This window comes from Sulfurimonas gotlandica GD1, from assembly GCF_000242915.1.
GTDB classification, from domain to species: domain Bacteria; phylum Campylobacterota; class Campylobacteria; order Campylobacterales; family Sulfurimonadaceae; genus Sulfurimonas; species Sulfurimonas gotlandica.
Map to the genome: position 1 here is coordinate 2760173 of NZ_AFRZ01000001.1, position 15811 is coordinate 2775983.

Here is a 15811-nt window from a genome sequence, read left to right on the forward strand (position 1 = left end):
TACATAATTATGTATATTTAATAACTTAAAATTATAACTGCATATGCATTATAACAACAAAAAGAAATATATAAAAATCGATGAAGAATTAAGGTTAAGTTTGTAGATGCTTGGTATAATCTAATATATTTTTAAAAGGTTTACAGTGGCACGAATACTCTTGGTTGAAGATGACCAAATACTTTCCGAAACATTGCTAGAGTTACTTGAAGATGAGGGTTATGACCTGACTCTTGCTCAAACTGCTAACGAAGCCGTAGAAGCTACTTACTCAAATGAGTTTGAGCTTATGCTTCTAGATGTAAACATACCTGATCAAAATGGCTTCGAGCTACTGCAGATGCTAAGAAGCTCAGGAAACACAACTCCTTCTATATTTTTAACATCTTTAAATGACATAGCATCTCTGTCTCGCGGTTTTGAAGTCGGTGCAGATGACTATATTAAGAAGCCTTTTGATTTTGATGAGCTTATCATCCGGATACAGGCACTTCTTAGAAAGTCATTTAACGCTAAAAACAATGAAGTGAAGTACAACTCTTTGGTGTATAAAATCTCAACAAATGAATTACTAGATGCAGGAAAGCTTATCCAACTAGCTCCACAAGAGCAGAAGCTACTCTCCCTGCTCTTTAAACGCATAGATGAGACCATAACGAAGCAAGAACTTCTTCACGAGCTAGACAGCGTAAATGAATCTAGTGAAGGCGCTTTGAGAGTCTACATAACAAAACTAAGAAAAGTTGGTTTAGAGATTCAGACCATCAAGGGAACAGGATACAGACTTGTTAAAGCATGAGAAAAAAGCGTTTATAAAGTTCTTTGCCACATACTTTGGCAGTGTAGCCATCCTTATCTTGGCGTCAGGGTTCTTTTACTTTGAAGAACAGAAGCAGATGCTGATAAAAAAAGAGCATTTTTCTATGATAGATCATATTAGACAGTTTAAGATGAAACTTCCGATGCCAAAAAACAGCTCCATTACATATGAGATACTTGATATAAAAATACCCGACTTCAACATGAACAACTTTACCATCAAGGAGAGTTATTTTGAAAAGTATATGCCATATAAATGGGAAGGTGGTTATATACTTGTCAAAAAAGACAAAAGTGAGTTTTACAAGAATCTTTTTTCTGTTAAACTAAATATTATATCTGCTCAAATACTTTTACTTTTGCTCTTTGCAACACTCAGTTATTTTCTTGCTCTTCGCGCGCTCAGACCGATGCAAGAAGCAATCGTAAAACTTGATAATTTCTCAAAAGACCTCATTCATGACTTAAACACACCTCTGACTTCCATTCTTTTAAATATGAAACTCCTGGAGAAAAACAGCGATTTTGATGACAGCAAGCCACTTAGCAGAATCAAAAAGAATGTTGAAAACATCTCGGAGCTTCACAACAATCTAACTACCCTGCTTCAAGAAGATACGATGCTTGTCAGCGAGCAAAACATTGTCAAAATCATTGAAGATGTTGTTTTAACTCATCAAAAAATATATACGCATCTAGAGTATGAGATAGAGCTAAAAGAGTTTTATGCCTCTGTAAATCAAAATGCTTTTACCCAAGTTCTTATAAATCTCATCTCAAATGCGAGTAAGTACAACAAAGAAAATGGTTATATAAAAATCTACTCTATCAATAGGGTTTTATATATTGAAGATAATGGTGTCGGGATTAAAAATCCAAGTGAGATATTTAACCGCTCTTACACAGAACAAAAGAGCGGAACAGGCATAGGTCTGGATATTTCAAAACGTCTCTGTGAAGCTATGGATATAGAGATATATGCTACTTCAGAAACAGGAGTTGGTACTACTGTCAGTTTGAAGTTTAAAAACTAAAAACTGTAAGTAATATCCGCAAAGATTCTATCGTTATCTCTGATGGCTTTCATAAGTGGCTTATCGCCATCTATGTACTCAACTATCCCAGCATTTAAGCCTATAGCATTAGCTACTTCATACTCTATCCAGACTCTAGCAAAGCCGCCGTTTTGCCAGCTTGAACCAAAGATGCTAAGAAGTGCTGTAGCGTTCAGAGAATCATTGTAAAAGCTTCTTGTTGCACGCAGAGCCGTTTGCACCTCATCTTCATCAACGTAGTCAGGTCTTGGTACGACTTTTGACATCTGTGCTTCGTAGTCAAATATATGTCTATTTGCTACCTCAACAGAAAGTACAGTGTCTTTTATACCCATATAGTCAAAACCAATAAGTGCATCTAGGCGACTCTTGGCATCTCTAGTAGAGTTATATTTTACACCATCAAGAAGAGCTACTTCACTCTTTAAGAGCCAACTCCCAGATGCTATATTTATAGCAGAGCCCAGCATCTGAATTTTAGTGACTTTACGAGTCATAGTGTCAGGGTCTATATGCCATTTCTGATCAAGTACGTCAGCAGCGTAAAAAGAAAGATCCCATCCTGAAAAAACACCGTTTGCTCCAAAAGCATATTGCATATTATCCCATGATGTGTTTGGGGTCTCTAGTTCTAAAAATGGGTTTGGCGCTATAGGGAAAATAGCATCTACAGGAAAATATTCACTTCTAGCAGGTGCTTCTATCATGATACGGTTCTCAGGGATAATCATAGCGGAGAAGTTCCATACACCATAGTAATAGTCAAACTTAAACATTCCAACACTTAGTCTAAGATCTTCAATATCCGTCATAGCTGGTGTACGATTATCAAGAGGGTTAATTACATCTGTGATTCTAATGCTGTCTGACTTACCCCATACAACTATCTGTCGCCCTATCTTAGCATCTAGAGCTGATGTTATCTTTCCTTGTACATAAGTGTCGTCAAGTCTAAGTTGAGTTTTGTAAGCATCTAGTATGTCATCGCTATAGTTATTTGTAGAGTGTATGTCATATATAGCATCGTAGAAAGCATCACCGCTAACTTTTAGTTTCCAGTTATCTGATAGTTTTGCATCCAGCTCTAAAGATAGTGAACTCTGAGCTTGATTTATACCTGAATACTCTATGCCATCAACTTTGTGTTCTTTATAACCAACAGAAGCCTTAAAAGCTAAATCTCCGCTTATGGTTACTCTATTTTGTTCTTTTACCTTAGTCGTTTCTTTTTTAGTATTTGGCGCAGTTTGTACTTCATCATCAAAGCCTGCAAGGTCCGCATCTGAACCACTACTCTTTTTTACAACTACCTCACTGTCAAATCCACTTAGATCATCTTCTATGCTCTCCTTTGCATGTACAACACTAGATGCTAAACTAATAGAGATAAAAGAAGATAAAAGAACTTTGCCAAGCATCTGCTATAGTCCTTTCTCTAATGTGCGCGTAGTAAAAAATGATTCTTCTAAGTTTTGATTGTATTTAATATCTGAAAATTCAAAGATAGTCTTATGTAGAGTATTCTTACCCTTCTTGGTAACCATCTGCATCTTTTTAGTTGTCCAGATGCCATCAATCTCTTCTAAAGAAAGTATTTTCATATATTTTAGTTTTTCTCCTATCTTTATGTAGTTAAGAGCTTGGACTATTACGAAATTATCTTGACGTATAAACACTATAGATTTTGTATATCCTGTTTCATCTATGGTTTTTGTACTCTTTGGAGTTACTAGCATCTGCCAAGTTTTATGTCCATCTACCATAGGCTCTTTCATAACTTCATATGTATAATCCTCTACATTTCTAGATGTCATATCTGAGTATGTAAAATCACTGCCCATAAAAGATGAACTCTTATCACTAGATGCTATTCTTTTTACCTTTTTCAGCTCTGGAAGATACAACCACTGGTCATCGTCTTTGCTTGAGTTCTCATAATCATAAGTTAAAAAAGCAGTATTTCTAACATCAGCAGGAGCTAAAAAAAACATTATCTTTAACTTGTCCTCACCTTTGTCTTTTGTATAAGTTTTTAAATCCCGAACCCTTTCGTTATCGTTCTTATCAATAAGAATCATTTTCATGTTTGATGTAGAGTTGTCTCCATCATTTCTGTCATGTACTTTTTGTGCTATCTCTTGTCCTGTAATAGCCAATAGTGAACTTATAGTTAAACTAGCTATCAATAGTGTCTTTAAAATCATTTGTTATCCTTTGTTATTAGTGTAAGAAGTGCGGGACCTAGTATTATGTTTGATATAAGCGCTATTGTTATCGATCCGCCTGCTAGTATCCCAAAGTTTATAAGATTGCTTAGAGATGCAAACATATAGACAAAAAAGCCTAAAGAAAGAACAACACTCGTAGCAACAAGTGCGCGACCTGTTCCTGTCATAGTTCTAACTACAGACTCTCTAGTTCCAAGACCCTGATGGTGATATCTGGCAAAGTTATGGAAAAAGTGAACTGTATCATCAACTGATAGTCCTATCACTATGGCACCGACCAGCATCGTAAACATATCTAGCGGCATATCTACTATAGCCATAAATCCTAGAGCCATTATTACTGGTAGAACGTTTGGTATCATGCTTGTCAATCCTATCTTAATACTTCCAAGAAGAATCATCATCATGATAGCTATCAGTATAAATGCCGTTATATAGCTAGTAGCCATTGATGTCATAGCAGCAGAGAGAGTTCTTTGAAAAAGTGGAACCATACCTGTAATGGTAATCTCTACACTATCTCCAAGCTCACTCTTCATCAAACCAGTAAGCTCTTGTGAAAGTTCCTCATACTCTCCTGCCTCCATCCATGGCAGTTTAAAAGTAATACGAGCTTTTGAAAATGCAGAGTCAACCAAATCTTCCAGATCATCGCTTCCGCTGTTTTCAAAAAGTAAAAACTCCTGAGGAATCAAAGCATCGTTATCAGTAATAACATAATACTCTTGAGAGTTCTTATGCAGTGCTCTATGAATCTCTTTTAAGACTTCTGCTACACTCCAGCCTTTTCCTACGAAATATTTATCATTCTCAATTGCTTCAGCCTTACGAACAACAGAGTCTATCTTATTTAAAAGCTCTGAACTATAAAGGCCATTCTCTTTTTTTGTGTCAACTATTACTTCCATAGTAACAGAACCCCTTAGCTCTCTGTCCACTACTTCTGTAGATAGTTTAATTGGTGAGTTGTCAGGTTGCCAGCTAAGCGGGTCGTGCTTAAACTCAACCTTAGATGCTGCGTAAACAGAAAGAACAATTATTACAACACTTACGCCAACTATTGTTTTGGCATGATCAACACTAAAAATAGCTATACGACTCAGCAGCGCATCCATCTTTTTTGTATTTTCTATATGTTTTTGTTTTGCTTGCTTTATAGGTAAAACGGCTAATATTGCAGGCAATGTAATTATTGTATTCATAAGAGCTATCATTACACCAACAGCTGCAAATAGGCCTAAATCAGCAATAGGTGCAATAGCAGCAGTAGAAAATGACAACAACCCAGCTGCAGTTGTCAGAGATGTCATGATAATAGCTAGGCCTGAGTGCCCAAGAGAGTATGATATAGCCTTGTTCTTATCACCATTATCGTTATAGTGTTTGAAGAACATTGCCAGCAGATGCACAACTGCCCCGATGCCAACTGCAAGCAAGAATGATGGAAGAATCTGCGTAGGAATAGTTATTGGCGTTCCAACCAAAGCCATTGTACCCATAGTAGTTAAAAGTGAAAGAGCTACTATAAAGATAGGTAAAAGCACAGCACTCGCTCTACGAAACACTACAAAAAGAAAAATCATCATCATAAGAAGAACAAGTTTTACAAATTTTTGCATATCTTTTTGAACTGCACGCTTGTTAAAGTCATTTACTGCAAGAGAACCAGCTATAAATACATCAAAACCATCAGAGCTAAATTTCTTAGCTATCGTTTGAGCAGCTTCAACCATCTCGCTCTTAGAACTATCTTTAAGAAACTCTAACTTTGGCTGCTCTTTAGCATCACTAAAACCATCAAGATCATTTACTGATGTTGAACTTTCATACGCACTTGGTTCCAGTATTACAGTAGTTAGGGTTAGATCTTGGCTCAGAAGAAGATTTTTATACATAACATTGTTAACTGCTAGATTCTTCTTTAACTCTAGTTCTTCTTTGTTTTTTGGAAATTCTTGAAAAAGATCTTCAACTATAAGTCTATCCTTTTCACCTCTAGTGTTTCTGGCATTTATAAGTGAAGTTATATCATTTAGGTGTGGGATGTTGTTTTCTAACTCCAGATGCAACTCTTGAAGTTTTTTTAAAAAAGCAGGTTCGAAAATATCTTTACCTCTAACGACAACCATGATTTTTTCATCTTGACCGAACTGTTCTTTAAAAGCCTCATATTTGACCAAAGCTGGATCGCTATCGTGCAAAAAGCCTTCTGTTGAAGTGTCTATGGTGATTTTTGGAAGATTTGATATAAGAGCTATACTAAATATCAAAACAAGAAAGATAATTTTTATTGGATTTTGGGTGATTTTATCACCCATAGCTTCCAAAGAAGCTTCTGTTTTACTACGCCAGTTCATATATACCCCTATAGAAATAATACCCAATAGTATTATTTCTATATTAGGGGAATGTTAAGACTAGTCTTCTTCTTCAAATCCGAAGTCTTCGTCGTCATCGCCTTTTTGAGCTTCTAAAATATCATCTATAAGTTCTTTAGCTTCTTCTTCATCGATGTCACCAGCTTTAATATCTTCTAGTACATCTTGCAAGTCAGCTTTAAACTCACGAAGCTCTTCTATTTCTTCTTTTGCATCTTCACTTGCATCTTTATTATCAGCTATCTCTTCAAAAATCTCATCTAATCTTTCATCAATATCTGGGATAACACTTTTTGTAAGAAGTTCTTCTAATTTTTCTACATTAGACATTTTTTTTCCTTGAATAATTTGTAGCATCATACTAAAAAAAGGCAAAAATTTTAATAAATTATAGTTTTTTGTCGATATTAGTCTATCGTAAATCAAGGAATATCATCATGTTAGTTTGGTTATTGGTATTTTTATTGCTAGTGGTGATTAGTTATGTTGTTTATAGGGTATCGTTTTCTGCAAAAGAAGTGGACTCAAGCAGTAGTAATCAGCATTATACTTTCAAAATATAAGAAGAGAATTATGGCTATAAGAAATAATCACGTATTTAAAGGGCACAAAACACTACTAGGAAGCAGGTATGTAACTTACGCAGAAGTTGAATTACCTCTGAAATATGAACTATTTTCCAAATCAAAAGATGGGTTTGATTGGGGACACAATGGTTCTGCATCTATTCAGCTCGCATTTTCTATACTTCATCAACTAAGTGATGTCGAGTTTGCTACAAAACATGCTCCGGAATTTTGTCAAGACGTTATAAGGTCATTACATTCTAGAGACTGGATACTTAATGCCTCTGATGTTGTGGATTGGATAGAAAAGAACTCAGAAGACTATCAAAAAATATATACTGAATCAAGAACTATGAGTATGGTAAGACCACCGCTAAAAGCTAAAAAAGTAAAAAGAAATGTTGTTAAAGATGTGTGTCGAGAACTATCTATTACTCAAAAAAATCTTGCAGAGATTTTAGAGGTTCCAGAAGGGACTGTTAGTAGTTGGGCAGTCAAAAATGAGATACCGAGACTTGGCAAAAAAGCAATCGAATTCTACATACAAAACAGAAAAAATCAAGAAGTTGTAGATAGCTATAAAAACTTTGTTAAGCTTTTACAGAGCGCATAAACCTATGCGCTCCTTGAGTTTTCAAACTCATTTGCACTTTGAATAACTTCAAAAGTAAGTTTTTCTAACTCCTCTGTTTCTATATCATATTTGTCACAAAAATTCTCAACAGCTTTAATATCAAATTTCTCTAAGTTCTTTGCAAACATATATATATCTCCAAGAACACCTTCTCCTCCATTAATCGCTTCTTTTATCTCACTGTCTATATTCAACTCTTCCAAAATAGTATTTATATTAACATTGAAAAGGGTATCTAAAAGCGATATAACTCCAACAAAGTAAACCTTAGATGATAGATCTTTAACACCACTGTCTTGAATCTGTTTGGATACTTCAACCATTAGATTTGTTCTGCACTTTAAAAGTTGCATTAGTGGAGATTCTGACTCTTGTTCATTCAGGGTTCCATTCGTAGAGTAAACCATGAGCATAAGCCACTGAGTTAGCGGTGTTCTTCCCATAAGAGTTAAAATTTGACGAACTGAAGATATGTTTTGTCTAAAGTGAAATGAGCCAGAATTCACATACTTTAAGAGTTGCAAAGAGATTGCATGATTTTCTTCAAACTTTTCAACTATTTCATCTATACTAGAATCACTCATAATATAGTTACATAGATTAATTGCTGTTAAGCTATTTGGGTCGAACTTCTCTTGTTCTAAAATCTTTGGCTTAGAAAAGAAATAGCCTTGAACATAATTACCATTAAACTTTTTAGCCTTATCATACATATCATGAGTCTCTACTTTTGTAAAAATCACTACAAGGTCAGAAGATTGAAGAAGGTCTAGGTTTTCACTGGGTGTATTAACATCAACTTTAATATAAGTAATATATTTTAAAAGTTTAGAGAACTTATCTAAAGTCTCTTTTGTAAGTAACACATCGTTTATAGCCAATAGATAGCCCATTTCACTAAGTTTTATTATTCTTTGTTCAAGAGCTTCAGTAATTTCCATGTTTGCTTGTATCGCAAATATAAAGTGCTCTTTTGGTATATAGAATACCACATCATGCATCAGAAATTTTTTATCTGCTTTGATAAATGCCTTATTGTCACCAAGTAGATTTTTAACACCAAATTTATTCAGTACATTACTTAAGACTGTAACGGTTGCATGCCTATCATTTTTAATATTAGAGCTTTGGTTGGAGTCTCGATAAAGTAATTCATATGCAAATATATTATCGTACTTATCTAAAATAGGCTGTCTGGCTATATATAAATTTGAGTTCATTCTTAAATCTCTTTGACAAATTTTTGTCACTATTATACAAAAGTATTCTTAAGCTCGCAAAAAGTGATTCTTTGATACTATATAATTTACTATATAGTTAGGAGCAGTTAATGAAACCAAAAGACGAAATAACAAGAAGTCTACTCATAGATAGAAGCACATGGGATGAGGCAATGAAGTACTCTAGAAGTAGATACAAAATGAGCTTAAGCAAAGTAGTTGAATCACTTCTTCAAGAGTGGCTTGCAAAAGAAAAGAGAAAACCTTTAGATAATGATAAGCAAGGTAAATTTTTCCACTAGATATATCTTAATATTATCTAGTATAAGCCTTGTTCTTTGGATTGTCTTTATCATATTCTAAAATATCCAAAATACTTTTTTTATTCATTTTTCTAGCTAAATCAACCGCAGAAAAACCTTTTGTATCCAGCATTTCCTGATCTGCACCATGCTCTAAAAGTAGCTTTGCAATATCAGCTCTTCCATAAGATGCAGCAGCCATCAGAGGTGTAAATCTACTTCTTCTGTTTGTGAAATTCACATCTATTCCTTGAGCAATCATATACTCCACCATTTCCATGTTATTATATGTAATTGACATGTCAAATATACCTACACCTTCATCGTCAAAATCGTGTATATCTGCACCATTTTCTATTAATAACATCAAAAGATCCATATCGCATCTGTGTCTAATTGCATTTGCTAAAACAGATTCACCCGTTTCATTAGCTTCATTTACATCTGCACCATCTTTTATATACTTCTTAACACTTATAAAATCGTTGTTTTTTAAAAATTCTATCCATTTATTCATAATGTAAGTATATATAAATTCTTGTTAGTAGTTTTTAAGTATAATTCCAACAATAAATTATTAAGCGAGAATTCATGGAAATAATACAAACAGCAGATGCTTTTAAAGCATTAATACAAAGCATTAAGTCGGAGATATCTGGTTATAAAGACCCTTTAGCATTTGGTATATGTAGAGTTGACTTTGGTCAGATAAATATTGAAAAAACACTTCAAGCTACATATCCTTTGATTAACTGGAATGAGAACTTCGGCAGTGCTGCTATTTTTATCAAAGCACTGTCAGAACAAGGTGTGGAAGTTGATTTTAATGAGAGTGAAGTTGTTTGTAATATTAATGCAGCATTTTTAAAGAGTTGTCTAAATGCATTTACTCCTTATGCTGATGAAGCTTACGGCGATGCTCATAAAAACATTCAAGTTGTATCTGCACTTTACAACCAAATAATGAATAGCGGATCTCTTGAAGGCGAATTTAAAGTAACATTTATCTTTGCAGATGAAGCACTTAAAAGTGTTGAAGCAACATATTTAAAACTATATGCAATGAGTCAAGCCAAAGTTGAACTTAGAAGTATTAACCTAAACGGTGCATTCGGTGCTTTACCTAATGTAGCCTGGTCAAATGGGCAGCCAATTGAACTTGAATACCTAAGAGAGTTTGAAATAGAGTTAAAACTTGCAAATGAATATCCTCATATTGATTTTGTAGATAAGTTCCCAAGATTATTACAGCACATTATTCCTGCAGACAACACTCGTATCCTTGAGACTTCAAAAGTAAGATTTGGTGCTCAACTTGCAGCTGGAACAACTGTAATGCCTGGTGCTTCATATATAAACTTCAATGCTGGAACAACAGGTTCAGTAATGGTTGAGGGTCGTATATCTAGTTCTGCTATCGTTGGTGCCGGCTCTGACGTAGGCGGTGGTGCTTCTATCCTTGGTGTACTAAGTGGAACTGACGGTAACCCTATTTCTATCGGTAAGAACACTCTACTAGGAGCAAATTCTACTTGTGGCATTCCTTTAGGTGACGGTTGTATTATAGATGCAGGTTTAGCAATCTTAGAAGGTACAAAAGTAGGAATCAATTCTAAGGAACTTACAAAAATCAAAGAAGTTAATGAAAACCTAAATATGGAAGGTGAAATTTTCAAAGGTAAAAGTCTTGCAGGTCTAAATGGTCTTCACTTTAGACAAAACTCTTTAACTGGAGAGACTACAGCTTCTCGCTCAACAAGAGAAATCAAACTTAACGCTGATTTACACTAGTACTTTCCAAGCATCTGGCAGTTTCTTGCTAGATGCGATAACATCTACTTTATATATATAAACAAACTTTCAGAAATATAGTATTATAATGAGTACTAGGAATAGTAGCCTAAATGTCTCCTAAGCTATTTTCTTAGCCTTGGAGACTTTTTATAATTTTGCACAGGAGCATGTTATGAATATCTCAAGCAATGTGTCATCTATACAATCTCATCAGATAATGATGAATACCAATGCGAACAATGTAGCGAATGTTAATACTGAGGGTTTTGTGCCATCAGACACCAAAATGTTAGGTAATGAAAATTCTGTTAGTGCAAATACTAGAAAAGCTGATAACACTGGCTCAAAAATGAGTCAAACAGACTTAGCTAAAGAAATTCCAGATCAAATAGTAGCACAAGGTGCAACGGCGGTAAATGTAACAGCGATAAAAACAGAAAATGAGATGCTTGGCTCTCTGCTGGATATAAAAGCTTAAGCTTTTAATATCTACTGCGTTAAAATATTCATACTCTTTAAATTAGTAAGTATTTCAGCTTCTTTGTCATAATCTTCTAGATTTGATCCAAGTCTTAATGTACTAAAAACTGTTTTACCAACTACAACCCTGCCCTCTACATCATTCTTTTTAGTCTTAATTCCCCATGTGTTATGAAAAACAATTATTTCATCATCAACAGTTCCCACATAGAGAACTATATGCCCTTTTTTATATAAAAGAGTTTGAAAAGGAACAGCCTCTTCTTTTATAAGAGATATCTTTTCCTCATCACTCAGGTTTTCTAATGTAATTATTCTACCAACTTTAGCTTGCTGAGACGAGTTTCTAGGAAGCCATATTCCAAATGGTGCATACATGTCACGAAGCGTTGATGAACAATCTCTTTGCCCATACATTCCTCCCCAACCATAGTTACTTTTGAATACTTCGTTCATTATATGTGCTAGAGCTTCTCTGTCCAGATTTAGTATCTCTTTTCTAGCTATGTTTTTAGATATCTTTACTCTCTCAAACATTGGAGTTAAATTTTTGTATGAAGATATTACTAGTGCCGTGAAGTTTTCTTTATCTTCAGATATTAGAGCTAGCATCATTCCTATTTTTGAAGAAAAAAGAAAATCACCATTCGTGCTGTAAATAGGAACATCTTCTTTTAGTAAAAATATTTGCTGTGCATTTTGCCATGAGTCTGTATGTTCTTTTTTTAAAAAAACAATGTCACTTGTTTTTATCCAGCCGGAAGTGAAACTGCTAAAAGCATAAACCCACTCTTTGTCCTTTGAATAATGAGATACAAAGAGTGGTTTGTTTGCATACACTGTAGAGTTTTGAAGATAGTCAAAAGGGAAACCTTCTCCAGCTTTTTCAGGATCTCTCAGAAGTGGTTTTATTGTAGGAAAAGCTCTTATATCTGCATGTCTAAGGGTAATGGCTTTAGCATTTATAGTTGCATAATTATCAAAATTAGCATTTTGAAACATCTCATCAAAAAACTCTTGTTTTAAGAGTTCAAAATTTTCGCCATAGCTATTACCTGCTTTATATGAAAAAAATGGCCACTTTACATCTTCTAATTTCTCTCTTGGCTCTATATCATTCCATACATTAAAGTAGTACTGCTCATATTTCTTTTGAATAGGGTAAGTTTCTACCCTCGCATTCAGAGAATTTGTAAAAAATTCAACATTTTGAGGGATATCAATCAAATCAGCTATCTCTACAACCTTTTTGGTCTCTTGCTTAGGCTTAACTTCTTTCTCTACTTCTTGTTTCTCTTTATTTACTATTAGTTCTTTAGAAGAACATGAAGCAAAAATTAAAGCAAGTAACACTAAAAAAAAATATCTCAACTTATTTATCCCTGTTTTAATCTACATCACCAAATCTACTAACAACTCTACCTATAACTTCTATTTCATTAAGTTCCAAAGTCTGTGTAGAATATACTTGATTATCAGATATTATATCTATTTTTCCATCTATTCTTTTTTGAACACGCTTTATAAAGAGTCCTGCTTCAGTTCTTATAGTAAAGATGCCGCCTCTTTGGAGGTCCGTCTTTGCTCTGTTTATAAATACAATATCATTATAACTAAAAGTTGGCTCCATAGAATCACCTGAAACATTAATAGCTTCAATATTTTTCATCTCACTCTCACCACCAAGCATATACACAAACTGTTCTGGAAGCTCAAGATCTTCAAGCTCTTCACACTGCTCATCTGCTCCACCACCTGCACTTGCATTTACATTACTAAAGTACTTAACCATATAGAATCTGTTTGTAGCTTCTACAAGACTTTCAGGTGATTGACCATACAGCATCCAATTTATAGATATGCTTCTAGCTGCACAAAAATCCATTAGCTCTCCAAATGGAACCTTATTTCTTTTCTTCATAGTCGCAAAATTCATTTGAGATATACCTAAAACATCAGCTACATCTTTATCAAATATTTTTTTTGAGTTAAACTCAGAAGAGACTATACTTTTTATTTCTTCAACAATTTCCAAAAAACACTTCATGACATTTCTCCCATATTTTTCCAATTATAATGTAATTTTGAAATAAAGTCAAAATATTTATGACAAAATGCCATGTTTTTTAGGTTTAAATTTAAAAATGTGTATTATTTAACATACTTAATAAAGGATTTGTAATGTCAATGATTATTAAAAACGCAGAAAGTCTATTTGAAAGATTTGAAAATTCTATTGAGATGTGGGCGAGTAAAGTTTTTTAAGACTCGCTCTTTTTTTTGTTTTCTTCTTCTATTTTAAATTGTTCTTCTCTTTGAGCAGATTTATTTTTATGGTAACCACCAAAAATAAACACCATAAATAGAATAAATAAAACAACCATGATTCCATCAACAATTGGATTCATAAAATCTCCTTAAAACGACTATGGTTTTGTCTTATAGCATCATAAAGAACTATGCCTGTGCTAATAGCTAAATTTAGGCTTCTTCCTTCTTTGGTCATAGGTATAGTTATATTTTGCTCTTTATGAGCATTTAATATATTTTCAGGAATACCGGCAGTCTCACTACCAAAGAAGATAAAATCACCCTCTTTAAATTCTGCTTCAAAATATGGTTTATCTGTTTTTGTTGTAGCAAAATGAGCATTATCAGTGATTGTGTTTTTTTCAAAAAATTCTTCTATGCTTTCCCAAACATGTAAATCTAGCTTATCCCAATAATCAAGTCCTGCTCTACGAACTGCTTTTTCATCTATATCAAAAGCAATTGGCTTTATTATATGCAGCGATGCCCCAGCATTTACACACAAGCGCCCTATTGCACCTGTATTATTTGGTATTTGTGGATTTACCAGAACTAGATTAAACACTAGAAAATCACGGTTTTGTTCGCATATACGAAAATTCTATCTTCAAGCGCGAGCTTAAGCGCACGTGATAAAACAACTTTCTCCACATCTCTACCTGAGCGTTGCATATCTTTCCAGCTGTAAGCATGATCTACATGTATAACTTCTTGAGCTATGATTGGACCTTCATCAAGATTATTGTTTACGAAGTGTGCTGTAGCACCAATAATCTTGACTCCTCTGTTGTAAGCTTGCTTATAAGGGTTTGCACCTATGAATGCAGGTAAAAACGAGTGATGAATATTGATGATTTTATCTTCATAAGTTTCTACAAATCTAGGAGTTAGTATTCTCATATATTTAGCTAAAACTATGTAATCAACATCTTTGAAACTATCTATACACTCAATGATTTTTTGCTCATGCTCTATACGCTCAAGACCTTCATGAGATACAGTAATATATGGAATATTAAATCTAGTGACTAAAGACTCAAGTTCATCATAGTTTGATATAACAGCTAATATGTTTGCATCTAATTCATCAGCTTCATGACGAATAAGAATATCTCCTAAAGCATGAAGTTCTTTAGTAGCCATTATAATAATATTTTTCTTTTTAGGTTCAATTAGTTTGATTCCTGCGCTCTTTGGTAAAACTTCTTTTAGACTCTCTCTTAACTTAGATATATCAATATCACCATCTACAACACTTCTCATAAAAAATTTGTTATTTTCTTTATCAACAAACTCACTATTTGATAAAATATTTAAATCATTGTTGTAAAAAACGGTTGATACTTTATGAACTAAACCTTTTTCGTCATTTGCATCTATAAGAACTCTGTATTTGCTCACTTTAATTTTCCTTTTTCTAACTGCTCTGCTCTTAAATCTATTGTAGCCAATGAATACTCTAAAAAGTTTAGCGTCATATCTACTTTAGCTTCTATATTTGTATTATTTGGTGCTTGAAAACCTTCAAATAGCACAAGAAGTCTCTCTCTTAATGAGTTTAAAAATAAAAGTTCACCATCTACGCAAGAGGAAGATTCTTCTTTTTTAACCCTGTTTTCTTTAAGTAAAGGAGTTTGCATTGGAGGTTCTGGCTTTAAATCACTTATCTCTGATTTTTCCATTTTTTTAGGTTGAATAGAACTATTTAAAACTTTTTTTGTAATTTCATTATCTTCCATTTCTGCCAAAGTTGATAGTATTACATCTTTTAATTCCATGACTTTAATAACCACCTTTCAAACTCATTAAACTCTACATCTGCTTCCATTTTTAAAAAAAAATCTTTCATCTGAGTATTTACATTTAAAAACTTTTTTCTCATGCCAGATAGTCTTCTTATAGCAATTTTTGCGTCACTGTTTGAAGGATCTTTTTTTAAAACTTCTTTGTAAATTTCCAAGGCCTCTTCTTTAAGGCCTTGTAGCTCATAAATATTTGCTAATGTTAGAGTTTGCATATATATTT

General features: G+C 33.7%; 19 protein-coding genes. 6 read left to right on the top strand and 13 right to left on the bottom strand.

The genetic code is table 11. From position 1 onward, the window contains the following. Nucleotides 1–145: 145 nt before the first annotated feature. A complete protein-coding gene (locus SMGD1_RS13585) occupies nucleotides 146–799 on the top strand; it encodes a response regulator transcription factor (protein WP_008337338.1) in 654 nt (217 codons plus the stop codon). Beyond that, nucleotides 786–1853, top strand: a complete 1068-nt coding sequence (locus tag SMGD1_RS13590; RefSeq protein ID WP_008337224.1) for a sensor histidine kinase — start codon at nucleotides 786–788, stop codon at nucleotides 1851–1853. The genes SMGD1_RS13585 and SMGD1_RS13590 overlap by 14 nt, the downstream gene beginning before the upstream one ends. On the opposite strand, the gene SMGD1_RS13595 is transcribed toward SMGD1_RS13590, so the two are convergent. From SMGD1_RS13595 to SMGD1_RS13610, 4 genes are read right to left on the bottom strand one after another with little or no spacing between them, the layout of a single operon-like run. Next, entirely contained in the window at nucleotides 1850–3292 is a 1443-nt protein-coding gene (locus tag SMGD1_RS13595) for a DUF1302 family protein (RefSeq protein WP_008337573.1), read from the bottom strand. The two genes, SMGD1_RS13590 and SMGD1_RS13595, sit on opposite strands and share 4 nt — an antisense overlap. A 3-nt stretch (nucleotides 3293–3295) precedes the next feature. Continuing rightward, nucleotides 3296–4078 carry an outer membrane lipoprotein-sorting protein gene (locus tag SMGD1_RS13600; protein WP_008337409.1) on the bottom strand — a complete coding sequence of 261 codons (783 nt, stop codon included), beginning with the start codon at nucleotides 4076–4078 and terminating at the stop codon, nucleotides 3296–3298. Further along, nucleotides 4075–6459, bottom strand: coding sequence for an efflux RND transporter permease subunit (locus tag SMGD1_RS13605; protein ID WP_008337450.1), 2385 nt, complete (start codon nucleotides 6457–6459; stop codon nucleotides 4075–4077). The genes SMGD1_RS13600 and SMGD1_RS13605 overlap by 4 nt, the downstream gene beginning before the upstream one ends. Nucleotides 6460–6519: 60 nt before the next feature. Then, nucleotides 6520–6810 (bottom strand): hypothetical protein, encoded by a 291-nt coding sequence (locus tag SMGD1_RS13610; RefSeq protein WP_008337614.1) that lies wholly within the window; start codon nucleotides 6808–6810, stop codon nucleotides 6520–6522. A 243-nt stretch (nucleotides 6811–7053) separates the two neighbouring features. Between SMGD1_RS13610 and SMGD1_RS13615 the strand changes: the two genes are divergently transcribed. Continuing rightward, nucleotides 7054–7659, top strand: a complete 606-nt coding sequence (locus tag SMGD1_RS13615; protein WP_008337080.1) for a DUF6166 domain-containing protein — start codon at nucleotides 7054–7056, stop codon at nucleotides 7657–7659. Between the two features lie 2 nt (nucleotides 7660–7661). On the opposite strand, the gene SMGD1_RS13620 is transcribed toward SMGD1_RS13615, so the two are convergent. Further along, entirely contained in the window at nucleotides 7662–8900 is a 1239-nt protein-coding gene (locus SMGD1_RS13620; RefSeq protein ID WP_008337366.1) for an EAL and HDOD domain-containing protein, read from the bottom strand. Between the two features lie 110 nt (nucleotides 8901–9010). Between SMGD1_RS13620 and SMGD1_RS13625 the strand changes: the two genes are divergently transcribed. Further along, nucleotides 9011–9202, top strand: a complete 192-nt coding sequence (locus SMGD1_RS13625) for a hypothetical protein (RefSeq protein ID WP_008337172.1) — start codon at nucleotides 9011–9013, stop codon at nucleotides 9200–9202. 13 nt (nucleotides 9203–9215) lie between these two features. Here SMGD1_RS13625 and SMGD1_RS13630 read toward each other — a convergent pair whose 3' ends face one another. Continuing rightward, nucleotides 9216–9719, bottom strand: a complete 504-nt coding sequence (locus tag SMGD1_RS13630; RefSeq protein ID WP_008337574.1) for an ankyrin repeat domain-containing protein — start codon at nucleotides 9717–9719, stop codon at nucleotides 9216–9218. Nucleotides 9720–9793: 74 nt separating this feature from the next. Here SMGD1_RS13630 and SMGD1_RS13635 point away from each other — a divergent pair, with 74 nt between their 5' ends. Then, nucleotides 9794–10993 (top strand): tetrahydrodipicolinate N-succinyltransferase N-terminal domain-containing protein, encoded by a 1200-nt coding sequence (locus SMGD1_RS13635; protein WP_008337285.1) that lies wholly within the window; start codon nucleotides 9794–9796, stop codon nucleotides 10991–10993. A 175-nt stretch (nucleotides 10994–11168) separates the two neighbouring features. After that, complete coding sequence (locus SMGD1_RS14945; protein WP_241761497.1) at nucleotides 11169–11474, top strand: flagellar basal body rod C-terminal domain-containing protein; 306 nt, start codon at nucleotides 11169–11171, stop codon at nucleotides 11472–11474. An 11-nt stretch (nucleotides 11475–11485) separates the two neighbouring features. Here SMGD1_RS14945 and SMGD1_RS13645 read toward each other — a convergent pair whose 3' ends face one another. From SMGD1_RS13645 to SMGD1_RS13670, 7 genes are all read right to left on the bottom strand, one after another. Further along, a complete protein-coding gene (locus SMGD1_RS13645; protein ID WP_008337478.1) occupies nucleotides 11486–12847 on the bottom strand; it encodes an SH3 domain-containing C40 family peptidase in 1362 nt (453 codons plus the stop codon). A gap of 16 nt (nucleotides 12848–12863) precedes the next feature. Continuing rightward, on the bottom strand, nucleotides 12864–13523 hold the full coding sequence (locus SMGD1_RS13650; protein ID WP_008337161.1) for a LexA family transcriptional regulator: 660 nt from the start codon (nucleotides 13521–13523) through the stop codon (nucleotides 12864–12866). A 214-nt stretch (nucleotides 13524–13737) separates the two neighbouring features. After that, nucleotides 13738–13884 (bottom strand): hypothetical protein, encoded by a 147-nt coding sequence (locus SMGD1_RS14785; RefSeq protein WP_008337416.1) that lies wholly within the window; start codon nucleotides 13882–13884, stop codon nucleotides 13738–13740. Beyond that, nucleotides 13881–14351 (bottom strand): tRNA (cytidine(34)-2'-O)-methyltransferase, encoded by a 471-nt coding sequence (locus tag SMGD1_RS13655; protein WP_039920051.1) that lies wholly within the window; start codon nucleotides 14349–14351, stop codon nucleotides 13881–13883. Before SMGD1_RS13655 ends, SMGD1_RS14785 begins: the two co-directional genes overlap by 4 nt. Further along, a complete protein-coding gene (purU, locus tag SMGD1_RS13660) occupies nucleotides 14351–15187 on the bottom strand; it encodes a formyltetrahydrofolate deformylase (protein WP_008337370.1) in 837 nt (278 codons plus the stop codon). Before purU ends, SMGD1_RS13655 begins: the two co-directional genes overlap by 1 nt. Further along, entirely contained in the window at nucleotides 15184–15564 is a 381-nt protein-coding gene (locus tag SMGD1_RS13665) for a CiaD-like domain-containing protein (RefSeq protein ID WP_008337351.1), read from the bottom strand. The genes purU and SMGD1_RS13665 overlap by 4 nt, the downstream gene beginning before the upstream one ends. Further along, nucleotides 15555–15803, bottom strand: coding sequence for a tetratricopeptide repeat protein (locus SMGD1_RS13670; RefSeq protein WP_008341581.1), 249 nt, complete (start codon nucleotides 15801–15803; stop codon nucleotides 15555–15557). The genes SMGD1_RS13665 and SMGD1_RS13670 overlap by 10 nt, the downstream gene beginning before the upstream one ends. Nucleotides 15804–15811: the final 8 nt, after the last annotated feature.

Coding starts and splice junctions, on each gene's coding strand:
- SMGD1_RS13595 (WP_008337573.1), bottom strand. CDS start 3,292: ATGCTTGGCAAAGTTCTTTTATCTTCTTTTATCTCTATTAGTTTAGCA.
- SMGD1_RS13600 (WP_008337409.1), bottom strand. CDS start 4,078: ATGATTTTAAAGACACTATTGATAGCTAGTTTAACTATAAGTTCACTA.
- SMGD1_RS13605 (WP_008337450.1), bottom strand. CDS start 6,459: ATGAACTGGCGTAGTAAAACAGAAGCTTCTTTGGAAGCTATGGGTGAT.
- SMGD1_RS13610 (WP_008337614.1), bottom strand. CDS start 6,810: ATGTCTAATGTAGAAAAATTAGAAGAACTTCTTACAAAAAGTGTTATC.
- SMGD1_RS13615 (WP_008337080.1), top strand. CDS start 7,054: ATGGCTATAAGAAATAATCACGTATTTAAAGGGCACAAAACACTACTA.
- SMGD1_RS13620 (WP_008337366.1), bottom strand. CDS start 8,900: ATGAACTCAAATTTATATATAGCCAGACAGCCTATTTTAGATAAGTAC.
- SMGD1_RS13625 (WP_008337172.1), top strand. CDS start 9,011: ATGAAACCAAAAGACGAAATAACAAGAAGTCTACTCATAGATAGAAGC.
- SMGD1_RS13630 (WP_008337574.1), bottom strand. CDS start 9,719: ATGAATAAATGGATAGAATTTTTAAAAAACAACGATTTTATAAGTGTT.
- SMGD1_RS13635 (WP_008337285.1), top strand. CDS start 9,794: ATGGAAATAATACAAACAGCAGATGCTTTTAAAGCATTAATACAAAGC.
- SMGD1_RS14945 (WP_241761497.1), top strand. CDS start 11,169: ATGAATATCTCAAGCAATGTGTCATCTATACAATCTCATCAGATAATG.
- SMGD1_RS13650 (WP_008337161.1), bottom strand. CDS start 13,523: ATGAAGTGTTTTTTGGAAATTGTTGAAGAAATAAAAAGTATAGTCTCT.
- SMGD1_RS14785 (WP_008337416.1), bottom strand. CDS start 13,884: ATGAATCCAATTGTTGATGGAATCATGGTTGTTTTATTTATTCTATTT.
- SMGD1_RS13665 (WP_008337351.1), bottom strand. CDS start 15,564: ATGGAATTAAAAGATGTAATACTATCAACTTTGGCAGAAATGGAAGAT.
- SMGD1_RS13670 (WP_008341581.1), bottom strand. CDS start 15,803: ATGCAAACTCTAACATTAGCAAATATTTATGAGCTACAAGGCCTTAAA.